The sequence below is a fragment of the Crossiella sp. CA-258035 genome, from assembly GCF_030064675.1.
Lineage (GTDB): Bacteria > Actinomycetota > Actinomycetes > Mycobacteriales > Pseudonocardiaceae > Crossiella.
On sequence record NZ_CP116413.1, the window covers coordinates 4340082 to 4354467 of the forward strand.

Here is a 14386-nt window from a genome sequence, read left to right on the forward strand (position 1 = left end):
GGCGCACGGCCGAGTCGTTGGCGGAACTGCCTATACTTCCGCGGTGCGGATGTCGGAATCGCCGAACGTGGGTGGCACCAGCGAGGAGCTCTACGCCCTCGCCGACGCCATGGCCGCGGTCATCGGCGGTTCGGTGTCCATCGAGGACCTGGACAACCGGGTGCTGGCCTACTCCTCGCTGCCCGAGCAGCGCATCGACGAGCTGCGCCGCCGCGGCATCCTGGACCGCCGGGTCCCCGACCAGCCCGAGCAGGTTGGCCAGTACCGGCAGGTCCTGGCGGCCGAGGGAGTCGTGCGGCTGCCCGTGCTGGCTCCGGACGAGCTGCCCAGGGTGGCGGTGGCGATCCGGGCCGGTGAGCGGCCGCTGGGCACCATCTGGGCGATCGAGGGGGAGTCGCCGCTGGGGGAGACGGGGAAGTCCGCGCTGCTCGACGGCGCGCGGCTGGCCGCGACCCACCTGCTGCGCCACCGCGGGGCGGCCGAGCTCGACCGCCAGGTCCGGGAGAACGCGCTGCGCAGCGCCTTGGTCGGCGACGACGCGGCTGGTGAGGCGCGGGTCCGGCTCGGGCTGCCCGACCCGCCGCAGCTGACCCTGCTCGGTCTCGCCCCGGCCCGCCGCGAGTCCCCGCTGGAGGTGCCGCTGAGCGCCGCCGCGGCCCGGCACTGGGCCGCGGTCTCCGCCGAGGCGGCCACCGCGACCATCAACCGCACCGTCTACGTGCTGCTGTTCAGCGATCCACCGGCCACCGCGCGGAGGCTGGCCGAACAGGCGGTCGCGGCCCTGGAGAGCACCCTGGACGCGCCGGTGCGCTGCGCGCTGAGCCGCACCACCGGCGAGGCCGCCGACCTGCCCGCCCTGCGCACCGAGGTCGACGACATCCTCCGGGTGACCACCGCCGACCCCGCGGGTCTGCCGGTTGCCGTGCTCGGGCAGGTGCACGCCAGCGTGCTGCTCACCCACCTTGCCGACGAGCTGGCCCGCCATCCCGGCCTGCGCCACCCCGGCATCGAGGCGATGGTCGAGCACGACCGCACCCGCCGCACCCAGTACGCGGACTCGGTCACCGCCTGGCTGGACGCGGCGGGCAACGTCGGTGAGGCGGCCCGGCGGCTGTCCGTGCACCCCAACACGCTGAAGTACCGGCTGCGGCGGGTGCACGACCTGTTCGGCGTGGACCTGCTCGGCCACCCGGACGACCGGCTGTCCTGCTGGCTCCAGCTCCGCTGCGGTTCGCGCGGAACTGGTTGACCCGCGTTGGGGACGCTCAGGTCGTGCGGATGGTGTCCTTGATCCACTGGAGCGAGGCGTGCGCTGACCCGTAGATCCCGTGCTGGTCCCGCGCGCCGCGGGAGTCCACGCCGTGCACGGTCCAGGCCCCGTTCGCCCGGCGCGGCAGTGGGCCGCCGGAGTCGCCGGCGCGGCTGGTCTGCGGCCACTTGCCGGGGCCGGGCAGGGCGGCCATGCACAGTTCGCCCGGTTCCATCGGCTCACCGCTCATGCCGAGGCAGCGGTCGGGTTCGAACACCCAGCTGTCCAGCTGCCGCAGCTTGACCGGGGGCGGCGGCCAGGGATCGCCGGGGTTCTCCGGGAGCTGGTGGTCGCCCCAGCCGATCGTGTGGACCGCGTCACCTGGCCGCAACTCCTTGTGCGGCAACACAACGGGCCTGCGCCAGGACGGCAGGTCGAGCTTGAGCAGGGCGACATCCGGCCCGTACTCGCCGCCCTTGGCGCGGTTGTTGCTGCCCAGCCGGACCCGGATCTGCCTGGGGTCCTTGCGTTTTCCGTCGGCGTCCACCTCGCAGTGCTTCGCCGTGAGTATCCACTGTGGACTGACGAGCGAGCCTGCGCAGAAGTGACCGCCGTTGGCGTCTTGGAGTGACGCCACCCGTCACCAGCCACATCCGGCCGCGCTTGCGTGCAGTGCTCATGGCGCCAGGCGACCACAGCGGATGATTTGGCGATGTTTCGGCGCGGAATGCGAGCAGCCGCAGGCCGATCGCGCCGCCGGGCCGGTCCGGCCCGATGTTTCGGCGCACCGGCAGAACTAGGCCAAACGCGAGTAGCGCGCCAACTGAACGATTGCTCATAATTGGGCAATGACCAGCAGCGATGCTCGCCCGCGGCGGCTCTCCTTCGCGGAGGTGCGGGCCAGGCTCGGACAGCCGGAGCCGATGGCCAGGGTCAAGGTGAAGGACCGCGTCGACCGGCACGCGCACCGCTTCATCGCCCACTCGCCGTTCCTGGCCATGGCCACCTCGGATGCCACCGGCCTGCCCGACTGCTCACCGCGCGGCGACTACCCGGGGTTCGTCAAGGTGCTCGACGAGCGCACCCTCGCGATTCCGGACCGGCCGGGCAACAAGCTCGCCGACTCCTTCCACAACCTCGCCGAGAACGACGGGATCGGACTGCTGTTCCTCATCCCGGGGCTGCGGGAGGTGTTGCGGGTCAACGGTCACGCCTATCCCACCGACGAACCCGACGTGCTGGCCCGGATGCGCACCGAGGGCAGGGACGCCGAGCTGGCCCTGGTCGTGGAGGTGGCCGAGGTCTACTTCCACTGCGGCCGCGCGCTGATCCGGTCCCGGCTGTGGGATCCGGCCAGCCAGGCCCTGGCCGCCGAGATCCCGTCCATGGGCGAGATCGCCGTCGAGCAGCTGGGCATCGACTTCGATCCGGCGGTGCTGACGGCCAGTGTCGAAGCAGGTTACCGGAAGCTGTACTGAGGAGATCCCCTATGCAGCACACAGTTCTGGACCGCGTGGAGCCGGTCGCCGACGGCGTCGTCTCGCTCGTGCTGCGCGGCGCCGAAGGCCCACTGGCGCCGTGGGAACCGGGCGCGCACGTCGATCTGACCTTGCCCAACTGGCTGATCCGGCAGTACTCGCTGTGCGGCGACCCGGCCGACCGCGAGACATACCGCGTCGCCGTCCGGCACGACCGGCTCAGCCGCGGCGGCTCGGAGTACCTGCACCTGTTCCTGCGCGCGGGCCACCGGCTGCCGGTCTCGTTGCCGCGCAACAACTTCCCGCTGCTGCCCGCGCCGGAGTACCTGTTCCTGGCCGGCGGCATCGGCATCACCCCCATCATGCCCATGCTGGCCGCGGCGGTCGAGTCGGGAGCCAGGGCCACGCTGACCTACGTTGGCAGGTCCTTGTCCACCATGCCCTTCGCCGAGGAGCTCCGCGCCGCGCACGGTGACCGGGTGCGCGTGCACGCCACCGAGGAGCAGGGCAGGCCCGACTTCACCGCGCTGGCGGCCACGCTGAGCCCCCAGGCGCTGGTGTACTGCTGCGGCCCCGCCTCGATGCTCGATGCGGCCGAGGCGGCGTTTCCCGCTCAGCGACTGCACATCGAGCGTTTCCGGCCGCAGGTCAAGGAGTTCCCGCCCAACCAGCCGTTCGAGGTTCGCTGTGTCCAATCAGGACAGACCATCGTGGTGGGCGCGGACGAGTCGCTGCTGGACGCGTTGAACCACGCCGGACTCCGGGTGCCGTCCGGTTGCCGCGAAGGCGTGTGCGGCAGCTGCGAGATCCCGCTCCTCGACGGCGAACCTGAGCACCGGGACGACATCGGCGCGCCGCCCGGCCGGATGTACTGCTGCGTCTCCCGCGCCCGGTCCGGCCACCTCGCCGTCGACCTCTGACCCGGGGTCAGCTGGCCGCCGCCCGGAAAGTCGCGCGGTAGGAACGGTTCGTGGCCATCAGCTCGTCCAGCGCGTCCCTGGTGCGGCTGAGCTCGGCGATGTGCTCGGAGAGGCGGTCGCGTTCCCGCTCCATGCGGGCCATCGCGGCGTCGACACTCTCCGCGCTCGGCGAGTCCACACAGGGCAGCACCTCGGCGATGGTGCGGCTGGACAGCCCGGCGGCGAACATCCGCTGGATGAAGTGGACCCGCTCGACCTCGTTGTCCGTGTAGTGCCGCTGCCCGCTCGCGCTGCGGCGGCTGACCAGCAGGCCCTGTTCCTCGTAGTAGCGCAGGGACCGGATGCTGACCCCGGTTCGTGCCGCCAACTCCCCGATGCGCACTTCGCCCCTCCCGGCTGTGACCCGTGGCACACGTCTTTGCCTCTGACATCGATGTGAGGTTCTAGCGTAGCCGTAACGCCCGGGACCGGGCGTCGCGGAACAGAGGAGCCCTGACGTGCCAACACTTTTCGACCGCTACCAGCTCGGCGGCCTGACCCTGCCCAACCGGGTGGTGATGGCGCCGATGACCAGGGCCAGGGCCGCACGCGGCGGCCTGGCCACCCCGTCGATGGCGAGCTACTACGCCCAGCGCGCGACCGCCGGTCTGATCGTGACCGAGGGCGTCCAGCCAAGCCTGATCGGACAGTCCAACCCGGGCACGCCGGGCCTGCACACCGAGGAGCAGGTCGCCTCGTGGCGGCCGGTGACCGAGGCCGTGCACACCAACGGCGGCCGCCTGTTCGCCCAGATCATGCACGGCGGCAGGGTCTCGCACCCGGACACCACCGGCCTGCGACCGCTCGGCCCCTCCGCCGTGCCCGCCGCCGGCGAGGTGTTCACCCCGACCGGCCGCCAGCCCGCGCCGATCCCGCGCGCCCTGGACACCGCCGAAGTGCCCGAACACGCCCACTCCTACGCCGAGGCCGCCCGCCGGGCCGTCGAGGCGGGCTTCGACGGCGTGGAACTGCATGGCGCCAACGGTTACCTCATCTCGCAGTTCCTCGCTGCCAACGCCAACCTGCGCACCGACCACTACGGCGGCTCGGTGGCCAACCGGATCCGCTTCGCCGTCGAAGCCGTCTCGGCCACCGTGGACGCCATCGGCGCGAGCAGGACCGGCATCCGCCTGTCCCCGGGCGCGACCTTCTGGGGCGTCCAGGAAACCGACATCCCCGAGCTCTACACCGCCCTGCTGCGCGAACTGGCGCGCCTGGAGCTGGCCTACGTCCACCTGGAGGCCACCACCGACGAGGAGGTGCTGCTCGACCTGCGCCGCGCCTGGCCGGGCACCCTCATCATGAACCCGGTGTATCCGTTGGGCCCCAAGCAGGTCGGCCGCGACAACGCCGACCACTGGCTGGGCCTGGGCGCTGACCTGATCAGCTTCGGCCGCGCCTTCATCGCCAACCCGGACCTGGTCGAACGCCTGCGCAACGCACTGCCGATCGCGCCCGTGGACGAGGCCACCTACTACCAGGGCGGCGACGCGGGCTACCTGACCTATTCCGCGTACCAGTACCAGGCCTGACGGCTGCCGGGCGCTGGTCGTGGAGCGTCATGCCGGGACGGCCACCCATCCCAAGGCGCGCGGGTTCAACGCCAGGACCATGGAGCTCTTCCGCGGCACGGGCATCGCGGAACGGGTGCTGGCAGCGGCATGCGGCTCCTCCCGGGGAGAGATCCCACCGGGAGTGTCCGGCAGGGCCGGGCGGGTTGATCAGGTCCGGCGTCAGGACTGGTGCGAACCGTGGCCGTTCGTACCTGACGAGGGGTGCTTTCGGGCAAGGACGGGCCTGCTGTCGGCTTCCCCCACCTGTAGTCGCCACAGGGCGGCGTAGAGGCCGTCGCGGGACAGGAGCTCGTCGTGGGTGCCCTGCTCGGCGACCACGCCGCCCCGGTCCAGCACCAGGATGTGGTCGGCGTGCCGGATCGTGGACAGGCGGTGGGCGATGACCAGCAGGGTGCGGTCGCGGGCGAACTCGCGCAGGGCGCGCTGGATGGCGGCCTCGGTCTCGTTGTCCACGGCGGAGGTGGCCTCGTCCAGGATGAGCACCGGGGCGTCCTTGAGCATCGCGCGGGCCAGGGACAGGCGTTGGCGCTGGCCGGTGGACAGGGTGGCGCCGCGTTCGCCGACCGGGGTGGCGTACTGCTCGGGCAGGGCGTGGATGAACGGGGCGGCCTCGGCCTGCTCGGCGGCGTGGCGGACGGCGGCGGGCGGGGCGGTGAAGGTGCCGTAGGCGATGTTGTCGGTGATGGTGCCGTCGAAGAGGAAGGCGTCCTGGGCGACGAAACCGATGGCCTGGCGGAGGTCACGCAGGCGGAGGGTGCTGATGTCCTTGCCGTCCAACAGGATCGTGCCCGCGTCCGGCTGCTGGAAGCGGAGCAGGAGCTTGGCGATGGTGGTCTTGCCCGAACCCGTGGTGCCGACGATTGCGGTGACCCGGTGCGGAGCCACCCGCAGCGACAGCTTCTCCAGCACCGGGGGACGGCCGGGGTAGGCGAAGGTGATGTCCCGCAACAGGATCTCGCCCCGGACCTCGGCGACCGGCAGGGGGCGGCCGCTGCCGTTGGGCTCGGTGGGCAGGGCGCGCAGGCGCAGGATGTTGTCCAGTGCGACCACCGAGCGCTGGTAGCGGTCCACCGAGTCGCCCAGCGTCCGCAGCTTCCACAGCACCTGCAGCGGCAGGCTGATCAGGGTGCTGAAGACCTCGAAGCGCAACGGCCCGGCCAGCACCGCCCGTCCGCCCAGCAGCAGGATGCCGGCCAGGGACACGGTGGCGCAGCCGCGCACGGTCTCGGCGTAGGCGCCGACCTCCCGGTCCGAGTGTTCCTCACCCTGACGGCACTCCTCGCTGAGCGCGGCGATCCGGCGGATCTCGTAGTCCTCGGCGCAGAAGCTCTTCACCGTCGCGTCGGCCTCGATCGCGTTGACCACCTGGCTGTTCAGCCGCGCCGAGCGTTCCCGCGCGGTGACGAAGTTCGGGGCCACGTCCTCCTGGTAGTGCAGGGACAGCCCGGCGATGACCGGCACCGGCAGGAAGGCGATCCAGGCGACGCCGGGGGCGAAGACCAGGAAGGCGGGCAGGGTGATCAGGAAGCTGGTCACCAGCTGGGTCATCTCGTGCGCGGAGGTGGCCAGGAAGCGGCCCAGCGCCTCGATGTCCTCGGTGAGCACCTTCGCGATCCGGCTGCCGCGCTCCTTGGTGACGTGCTGGGCGGAGAGGCGTTGCACGTGCGGGTGCAGCTCGGTGCGCCAGTCGTGGCGCACCCGGTGGGCCAGGTTGCGCCACAGCAGACCCGAGCTGAAGGAGAGCACCGCCACCGCGACGCACACCAGCGCGGCCAGCCCGGCCAGCAGCCACAGCTGCGCGGTGGCGGTGACCAGCCCGATGCGCACCAGCAGGGTGCTCTGGCCGCGGATGAGCACCACCGCGACCCAGCCGATGAACACCGCCAGCGTCAGATCCATCACCTGGCCCAGCGCGGAGACCACCGTGGCCAGGTAGAACCGGCCGCGGTGCCGGCCGACGATGCGCAGCAGCGGGCGGCGCACCCCGGCGGAGGCCCCGCGGATCCGCCTGGCCCGCACCCAGGCGCGCCGGATGATCACCGCGGTGGCCAGCAGCACCAGGCCGAGGCCCACCACCGGCGAGGGCCGCAGCACCAGGCCGAGCACGGCCGCGCCGCAGGCGATGGCCAGCGCGCGGGCCAGCCGTCCGCGCCTGCGGGTGCGCACCGGCGCCGCGGGGGCGGTCCGTGCGGGGGCGCGCAGCAGTTGGACCGCGCGCGCGACCACCACGCGCACCCGCTGGCCGACCGTCTCGGCGGCCACTCCGGGATCGTGGCGGAGCAGGATCCGGCCGGTCACCGGACTGGCGCGAATCACCTGAATTCCGGCAGACGTGTCCAGGCTCCTCGCCACGTACTCAGTGAGCCGTGGCCGGCCCCGCAACACGTCGATCTCCCAGCGCTGACGCCCGGGAACGACTGACAGTGGTTGTGCCGCCGTGGTTTCCATGAACAACAGCCACCGGTTTTCCTAGCGCGTCAAGCCTATGACTGGATCCGCACCCAATGGTGTCAATTGGGTGATGTGATCGTGCTTGGCGACTGTTTCCTGGGCTTCGGCTTGACCGGTTCGGGCTCGGTCAGGTCGGCGGTGGCCTCGGCGGTGAGGTCGGAGATCCCCTCGGCCGCTTTCGTCGCGGCTTTCCGCACCTCCAAGGCCAATCCCACCGAGGCGCGGATCACGCCGCGAACCAGGGGTTTCGCCACCTTGGCCGCCAGTGGGGCGGTGACCAGCCCGATCAGGAACGGGGCGACGGCAGGCAATGGCATGGCCAGGTCCATCCGTTCTTGTGAGTTTCCGAAATGCGCTGACTCCCAATTCCGACGCTAGACCCAGCTGTTGATCGAGTCAATCCCGCCGACGCGCGGTGTGGATCATGACGTCTCTGATTAAGTGCATTCGCGGAGCCTGGGAATTCGCCGGTTCGGCCTAGTCAGGTCCGGGTCGGCCGGGGCTCGGCTGCGCACAGTGGTGTCTTTCTGTCGCTTCCCGTGAAGACACCCCTCAGCCGATTGTCACGAACTGGTGGACTTGCTCTACTTGATTACCCTGCGGGTGTCTCACGAATACGGAGGACGGCAGTGTCCACCTCATCGGTCAACCGGCAGAGCAATGCCGGCGCCCTGGACAAGATCAGGACCGTCATCGCGGGCGGGGTCAGCAGCGGCATGCGGATCGATGCCATCCCCCAGCCCCTGGTGGTGCGCCGGGCCAAGGACTGCCGGGTCTGGGACGTTGAGGACAACGAGATCATCGACCTCAACATGGGCTACGGCTCGCACCTGTTCGGCTATGCCGACACCGAGGTGCTGGCCGAGGTCGGCGAGCAGTTCGCCCTGGGCCACCTCACCGGCCTGCCGCACGAGCTGGACGCCGAGGCCGGTGCGCTGATCGCCGAGCTGGTGCCGGGCATCGAGCAGGTGCGCTTCGCCAACTCCGGCACCGAGGCGGTCACCTCCGCGCTGCGCCTGGCCAGGGTGAGCACCGGCCGGTCCCTGGTGGTGACCTTCGAGGGCCACTACCACGGCTGGAGCGAGACCGTGCTGCGCGCGGGCAAGGCCGTGGGGCACCTGCGGGAGGGCTCGCCGGAGCAGGTGCGGCCGGGCGCCCCCGGCATGATCCCGGAGGCGTTGGCGCACACCGCGCAGCTGCCCTGGAACGACCACCGGGCCGCGCGGGAGCTCTTCGCCCGCGCCGGTCAGGACATCGCCGCGGTGGTGCTGGAACCGGTGCTGGTCAACGCCAACGTCATCCCGCCCGCACCCGGTTTCCTGGCCCTGCTGCGGGAGCTGACCCGCGACTCCGGCGCGCTGCTGGTCTTCGACGAGGTGATCACCGGCTTCCGGGTGGCCAGGGGTGGCGCGCAGGAACGCTACGGCGTGGAGCCCGACCTGACTGTGCTGTCCAAGGTGCTCGGCGGCGGGTTCCCGGTCTCGGCCTTCGGCGGCAGGCGGGCGGCGATGCGGCTGCTGGCGGCCAACCAGGCCCACCACGCCGGGGTGTTCGCGGGCAACCACGCCGCGATCCGCGCGGTCGTCGCGCAGCTGGGCAAGATCCGCCGCACCCCCGGGGTCTACGCCGAGCTGGAACAGCTGGGCGCGCACGCCGAGGAAGGCGTCCGCGCGCTGGCCGCCGCCGAGGGCCGCCTGGTCCGCGTCGGCCGGGTCGGCTCGCTGGTGTCGGTGGCGCTGCTACGAGAACCGGTGGCGGCGGAGGCGGGGCTGCGGGAACTGGCCGCCGCGATCGACTTCGACGGCCATCGGCGCTGGCAGATCGCCGCGCAGAAGGAGGGCGTCTACTTCCACCCCAATCCCATGGAACCCTGGTTCCTCAGCACCGCGCACACCAAGGACGTGCTCGACAAGGTGCTCACCGCCCTCGGCCGGGCACTGGCCGGGGCCAGGTGAGCGGCCGCGCCGAGCTCCTGGACACCCTCCGGGCCCAGGCCGCCCGGCTGGGCGAGCGGCCGCTGCTGGTGACCGGGGAGCACAGCCTCAGCGGCACGGAGTTCCTGGCGCTGCTGGTGGAAAAGATGCGTCGCTACCAGGGTGTGGGCATCGGCGGGGGCGCGGTGGTGGGCATCCAGGCCTGGCCACCGGCGGAGTTCCTCAGCGACCTGTTCGCCGCGATCGGCACCGGCGCGGTCGCCGTGCCGCTGCCGCGTCGTCTCACCGCGTGGGGACTGGAACGCGCCGAGGCGCTGCTGCCGCTGACCCACCTGGTGGTGGCGCCCGGTACCGGCTTCGGGCTCGGCCCGGTCATCGCGCACGTCGGCGACAGGGTGCTGAGCCTGAACACCGCCCGCTCCGGGGAGGGGCCACGGCAGGCGGCCACTGCGCAGATCACCTCCGGCACCACCGGCCGCCCACGGGCCGCGCTGCGCACGGCCGCGGCCCTGCTCGCCGAGGCCGCCGCCTACCGGGACACCCTGGAGCTGGGCGAAGGCCAGGTGCTCGGCTGCTCGGTGCCGCTGCACCACGCCTACGGGTTCGGCCTGTGCGCGCTGGCCGCACCGCTGGCCGGGGTGTGCGTGCACCACCTCTCCGCCGAGCGGCCCCGGGTCCTGCTGCGCGAGCTGGCCGCCCGCGGCATCACCCTGTTCCCGGGGGTGCCACCGATGCTGCGGGTGCTGGCGAGCGCGGCGACCACCGCGGCGGGCACCGACTTCCTCACCGCGGGCATGCCACTGGACGCCCGCACCGCCGACCTGGTGACCGGCAGGCTCGGCGCGCGGCTGGGCCAGGTGTACGGCACCACCGAGACCGGCCCGATCTGCGTGCGCCCGCCCGGCCCCCGCGCGGCCGACGGCTCGGTCGGCCCGCCACTGCCCGGAGTGGAGGTGCTGCTGGCCGCGCCGCCGGTGGACGCGCTGACCGCGGGCGGGCTCACCGGCGCGGGCCTGGTCACGGTGCGCTCGCCCAGCCTGATGTCCGGCTACGCCCACGACAGCCCGCCGCTGACCGGGCACTTCGCCACCGGTGACCTGGCCAGGTGGTCCGGTGGGGAACTGGTGCTGGCCGGTCGGGTGTCCACCTGTCTCAACGTGGCCGGGATCAAGGTCAGCCCGGAGGAGATCGAGGCGGTGCTGCTGGCTTTCCCCGCCGTGTCGGCCTGCCTGGTGTCCGGAATGGACGATCCACTGCTGGGCCAGCGGATCACCGCGCTGGTCACCCCGGCCACCGTCGACCTGACCGCGCTGGCCGCGTTCTGCCGGGAGCGCCTGGAACCGGCCCTGCTGCCGCACCGCATCACCGCGGTGGCCGCGCTGGTCACCACCGAGACCGGCAAGGTCCTGCGGGACCAGCCGGTGTAGGCCGTGCACCCCGTCCTGCTGCTGCACGCCCTCGGTGACACCAGCGCGAGCTGGCGTCAGCTGAGCACCCGGCTGGCCGCGCCGGGCCGCCAGGTGCTCACCCCGGACCTGCGCGGACACGGCGGCACCGCGGCCGAGTACACCGCCGCGCTGGTGTGCCAGGACCTGGTCGCGTTGCTGGACCGGCACGGGCTGGACCGGGTGGACGTGGTGGGCCACTCCCTCGGCGGGCACGTGGCCACGCTGCTCGCCCAGCGGCAGCCGCACCGCGTGCGCCGCCTCGTCCTGGAAGATCCGCCGCCGCCACCGAGGGATGAGCGGGACGCCGCCGCGATCCGCGCCCGGGTCCAGCCGCTGACCGCGTTCCTGCGGGATCGGCGCGGCCGGGTGGACCCCAGGGCGGTGCGCGCCTTCATCGAGGAGCTCCGCGAGCCGGACCCGGACTGGTGGCGGCGGCTGGCCACGATCACCGCGCGCACCCTGGTGGTCAGCGGCGGCCTGGACAGCCCGGTGCCGCCCGCCCTGCTGGCCAGGGTCGCCGCCGCGATCCCGGACGCCCGGCTGATGTCCGCCTCGGCCGGGCACCATGTGCACCAGCGCCGGCCGGTGTACTTCGGCACGGTGGTCTCGGCGTTCCTGGCCTGATCACACTCCGGCGAGCCGGTAGGCGGAGGTCACGATCTCCTGTAGTGCCAACGCCTCTCCGGCGGTGACCACCGCGCCGGGGCCGGATCCGGTGACGGTGTCGAAGAAGCCCGTCAACGCGGCCAGCTCGGGTCGTTGCCCGCTCGCCCGGACCGTGCCGCCGGCCAGCCGCAGCTCACCCCGCCGGAAGTCCAGCACGTGCGCGCCTGCCGGGGTGTGCGCGGTCAGCGTCATCGCCACCGTGCGCGCCGCCCGGTCCAGCCGCAGCACCGCGGGCACCCCGTCGAAGGTCAGCCGCAGCTCGGCCTGGTCCTCCACCGCCCCACCGGTCAGCGAGCACTCCTCGACCTCCGGCGGCCCGAACACGGTGACCAGCACGTCCAGGGCGTGCGTGCCCAGGTCCAGCAGCACGCCACCGCCGGCCAGCCGCCGGTCCCGGTGCCACGGCGTGCAGGCCCGCCACAGGCGGTCGCCGGGCGTGCTCATGGTGAACTCGATCCCGGTGACCACGCTGTCCCGCACCGCCGAGGTGAAGGCGGGCAGCAGCTCGTGGAAGCGGTAGGGCAGGTTGACCCCGAACAGCGGGTCCCCGTTGACCCGTGCGGCCAGCAGCCGGGCCTGGTCGATCCTGGCCGCCAGGGGTTTCTCGCACAGCACCGCCACCCCGGCGGCCAGCGCGGCCAGCGCCGGCGGCACGTGGTCCTCGTTGGGCGTGCACACGGTGAGCACGTCCGGCCGGGTGCGGCCCAGCAGCTCCTGGACCGAGTCGCCGACCCACACCCCGGAGTCCGCCGGGAACAGCCCCGCGGTGCGTCCGGGGTCCCGGTCGCAGGCGCCGACCAGCTCCAGGTCCGGCCGGGAGTCCAGGAACGGCAGGTGGTAGCGCTGGCAGACCCGGCCGCAGCCGATGACCGCGACCCGGATCATCGGCTGGTGGCCGGGGCGGGGGACTGGCAGGCCTGCTCGATCTGGACGGCGAAGTCGGGGAAGGCCGCGCCGAGGTGGCAGCGGTCGTACCCCTCGACCAGCCCGCGCAGCGCGGTCTCCAGCCGCGCAGCCAGGTCAGGGCCGCCCAGGTCGGCCAGCAGCAACCCGGTGTTGAGGAAGGCCACCAGCAACCGGTCCAGGCTCTGGTCCCAGCGGCGCAACCGGCTCAGCAGCGGCCGCACGTCCGGGCCCGCGCCGCCGCGCCGGGCCCGGACCGTGTCGGCGATGCGCTGGGCCAGGAAGGGGACCTCGTTCTCCTTGCGGTCGTTGATGTCCGAGCTGACCGCGCTCCACGCCGACCACAGGTCCTCCACCCGTTCGTCGGCCACCCGGTACTCCCGGCGCGCCTGCCGCAGCACCTCCCAGGCCACCCCGTCCACCCCGGGGATGTCCGGTTCGCCGTAGGTGGTGACCTTGTCGTAGATCTCGGTGCCGCGCAACGCGATCGCCCGGTTGATCAGGAAGAACGGGTTCTCGCACTCGTGCACCCTGGCTGCCACGATGAACTCCAGGTTCTGCCACAGCTCGTCCACCGTGGTGCCCGGTTCGATCATGATCCAGCCGGGTTCCAGCTCGATCCGCTCCTGCTTGAACATGCGGGCGGCGTCGAAGTTGTAGTCCACCGTGGTGCCCTTGCGGAAGCGCTTCATCATGCCCGGCGAGCCGGTCTCCATGCCCAGCAGCGCCAGCTCCATGCCCGCCCGGCGCAGGGTGCGCAGGGCCTCGCGGTCGATCAGCCCGGTGTCGACGCGGAACTCGCAGTGGAAGCTCACCTTCAGGTTGCGCCGCAACACTTCCTCGGCGAAACCCACCGCGTGCTGGTAGCCCTCGGCGAACGCGCCGCCGAAGTTGTCGTCGTTGAACCAGACGAACCGGGTGCCGAACTCCCGTTGCAGGAACTCGATCTCATCCACCGCGTCCACGATCGGCCGCACCCGCCACGGACCGCCCTCCACCCCGGGTTGCCTTGGCGCGTAGCAGAACGTGCACTTGGCGTGGCAGCCCCGGCTGGTGTAGGTGGAGGCGCGCGGGGTGGGGATGCCGGTGGCCCGGTGGTGCAGCAGCAGGTCCCGGGCCGGCCAGGGCTCCGCGGCCAGGTCGGGCAGCTTCGGCGGGCCGCTGGTGCTGACCCGGCCGTCGCGCCAGAAGTACAGACCGGGCACCTGCCGCCAGTCCCGCCCGGCGGCCAGGCAGTCCATCAAGCCTTCCGCGGTCAGCTCGCCCTCGCCGTAGGCCACGCAGTCGGCCTCCGGCACCCGTTCGGCGATGAGCTTGGCGTTGTAGGTGCAGAACGCCCCGCCGATGGCCACGAACACCGAGGGGTCGGCCGCGCGCACGCAGCGCAGCAGGCGGACCGCGTCGATGATGTGCAGGTCGTACATGATGCTGATGCCCACGAACACCGGGCGTTCCTGGCGCACCAGCGCGGTGATCGCCTCGTCGCTGGGGTTGCGGCCGTGCAGGTTCAGCGCGGTGACCGAGTAGCCGCGGTGGCGCAGGTGCCCGGCGATGCAGGCCACGCCCAGGTTTTCCCGCACCCGCTTGTAGAACAGCCGCATGGCCGGGTCCAGGCGCAGGTACTCCTCGTCGTTGATCAGCACGTTCTGGTTGTTCAGGCTGGCCGCGCCGGTGGAGATCTCCCGTGGGGTCAGCAGGACCACGTCGGACATGCTCGCTCCTTG

General features: G+C 72.3%; 14 protein-coding genes. 8 read left to right on the forward strand and 6 right to left on the reverse strand.

The window, feature by feature from the left end; genetic code table 11:
- The first annotated feature begins 49 nt into the window (after window positions 1-49).
- A complete protein-coding gene (locus N8J89_RS19730; RefSeq protein WP_283666201.1) occupies window positions 50-1249 on the forward strand; it encodes a PucR family transcriptional regulator in 1200 nt (399 codons plus the stop codon).
- A 16-nt stretch (window positions 1250-1265) separates the two neighbouring features.
- Here the strand turns inward: N8J89_RS19730 and N8J89_RS19735 are convergent, their stop codons facing one another.
- Complete coding sequence (locus tag N8J89_RS19735) at window positions 1266-1886, reverse strand: S1 family peptidase (protein WP_283665846.1); 621 nt, start codon at window positions 1884-1886, stop codon at window positions 1266-1268.
- 211 nt (window positions 1887-2097) lie between these two features.
- On the opposite strand from N8J89_RS19735, the gene N8J89_RS19740 reads away from it, so the two are divergent.
- A complete protein-coding gene (locus tag N8J89_RS19740) occupies window positions 2098-2727 on the forward strand; it encodes an MSMEG_1061 family FMN-dependent PPOX-type flavoprotein (RefSeq protein ID WP_283665847.1) in 630 nt (209 codons plus the stop codon).
- 11 nt (window positions 2728-2738) lie between these two features.
- Entirely contained in the window at window positions 2739-3647 is a 909-nt protein-coding gene (locus N8J89_RS19745) for a PDR/VanB family oxidoreductase (RefSeq protein ID WP_283665848.1), read from the forward strand.
- Window positions 3648-3654: 7 nt separating this feature from the next.
- Here the strand turns inward: N8J89_RS19745 and N8J89_RS19750 are convergent, their stop codons facing one another.
- Complete coding sequence (locus N8J89_RS19750; RefSeq protein WP_283665849.1) at window positions 3655-4029, reverse strand: MerR family transcriptional regulator; 375 nt, start codon at window positions 4027-4029, stop codon at window positions 3655-3657.
- Window positions 4030-4144: 115 nt separating this feature from the next.
- Between N8J89_RS19750 and N8J89_RS19755 the strand changes: the two genes are divergently transcribed.
- Both N8J89_RS19755 and N8J89_RS19760 read left to right on the forward strand, forming a co-directional pair.
- Window positions 4145-5218, forward strand: coding sequence for an alkene reductase (locus tag N8J89_RS19755; protein WP_283665850.1), 1074 nt, complete (start codon window positions 4145-4147; stop codon window positions 5216-5218).
- A 13-nt stretch (window positions 5219-5231) separates the two neighbouring features.
- Complete coding sequence (locus N8J89_RS19760; RefSeq protein ID WP_283666202.1) at window positions 5232-5528, forward strand: FAD-dependent monooxygenase; 297 nt, start codon at window positions 5232-5234, stop codon at window positions 5526-5528.
- On the opposite strand, the gene N8J89_RS19765 is transcribed toward N8J89_RS19760, so the two are convergent.
- Both N8J89_RS19765 and N8J89_RS19770 read right to left on the reverse strand, forming a co-directional pair.
- Entirely contained in the window at window positions 5420-7576 is a 2157-nt protein-coding gene (locus tag N8J89_RS19765) for an ABC transporter ATP-binding protein (RefSeq protein WP_283665851.1), read from the reverse strand. The two genes, N8J89_RS19760 and N8J89_RS19765, sit on opposite strands and share 109 nt — an antisense overlap.
- Window positions 7577-7770: 194 nt before the next feature.
- Window positions 7771-8040 carry a DUF5132 domain-containing protein gene (locus N8J89_RS19770; protein ID WP_283665852.1) on the reverse strand — a complete coding sequence of 90 codons (270 nt, stop codon included), beginning with the start codon at window positions 8038-8040 and terminating at the stop codon, window positions 7771-7773.
- A gap of 300 nt (window positions 8041-8340) precedes the next feature.
- Here N8J89_RS19770 and N8J89_RS19775 point away from each other — a divergent pair, with 300 nt between their 5' ends.
- Genes N8J89_RS19775 through N8J89_RS19785 form a run of 3 tightly spaced genes read left to right on the forward strand, consistent with a single transcriptional unit; the run spans window position 8341 to window position 11717 of the window.
- Window positions 8341-9666 (forward strand): aspartate aminotransferase family protein, encoded by a 1326-nt coding sequence (locus N8J89_RS19775; RefSeq protein ID WP_283665853.1) that lies wholly within the window; start codon window positions 8341-8343, stop codon window positions 9664-9666.
- Complete coding sequence (locus tag N8J89_RS19780; protein WP_283665854.1) at window positions 9663-11072, forward strand: class I adenylate-forming enzyme family protein; 1410 nt, start codon at window positions 9663-9665, stop codon at window positions 11070-11072. Before N8J89_RS19775 ends, N8J89_RS19780 begins: the two co-directional genes overlap by 4 nt.
- Before the next feature lie 3 nt (window positions 11073-11075).
- On the forward strand, window positions 11076-11717 hold the full coding sequence (locus N8J89_RS19785) for an alpha/beta fold hydrolase (RefSeq protein WP_283665855.1): 642 nt from the start codon (window positions 11076-11078) through the stop codon (window positions 11715-11717).
- Here N8J89_RS19785 and N8J89_RS19790 read toward each other — a convergent pair whose 3' ends face one another.
- Together N8J89_RS19790 and N8J89_RS19795 are read right to left on the reverse strand one after the other, a co-directional pair.
- The gene (locus N8J89_RS19790; RefSeq protein WP_283665856.1) at window positions 11718-12644 is read right to left on the reverse strand and encodes a Gfo/Idh/MocA family protein; all 927 of its coding nucleotides are present in this window, start codon (window positions 12642-12644) and stop codon (window positions 11718-11720) included. It abuts the gene before it with no gap.
- The gene (locus tag N8J89_RS19795; protein ID WP_283665857.1) at window positions 12641-14374 is read right to left on the reverse strand and encodes a B12-binding domain-containing radical SAM protein; all 1734 of its coding nucleotides are present in this window, start codon (window positions 14372-14374) and stop codon (window positions 12641-12643) included. The genes N8J89_RS19790 and N8J89_RS19795 overlap by 4 nt, the downstream gene beginning before the upstream one ends.
- Window positions 14375-14386: the final 12 nt, after the last annotated feature.

Coding starts and splice junctions, on each gene's coding strand:
- N8J89_RS19770 (WP_283665852.1), bottom strand. CDS start 8,040: ATGGACCTGGCCATGCCATTGCCTGCCGTCGCCCCGTTCCTGATCGGG.
- N8J89_RS19740 (WP_283665847.1), top strand. CDS start 2,098: ATGACCAGCAGCGATGCTCGCCCGCGGCGGCTCTCCTTCGCGGAGGTG.
- N8J89_RS19745 (WP_283665848.1), top strand. CDS start 2,739: ATGCAGCACACAGTTCTGGACCGCGTGGAGCCGGTCGCCGACGGCGTC.
- N8J89_RS19790 (WP_283665856.1), bottom strand. CDS start 12,644: ATGATCCGGGTCGCGGTCATCGGCTGCGGCCGGGTCTGCCAGCGCTAC.
- N8J89_RS19730 (WP_283666201.1), top strand. CDS start 50: ATGTCGGAATCGCCGAACGTGGGTGGCACCAGCGAGGAGCTCTACGCC.
- N8J89_RS19795 (WP_283665857.1), bottom strand. CDS start 14,374: ATGTCCGACGTGGTCCTGCTGACCCCACGGGAGATCTCCACCGGCGCG.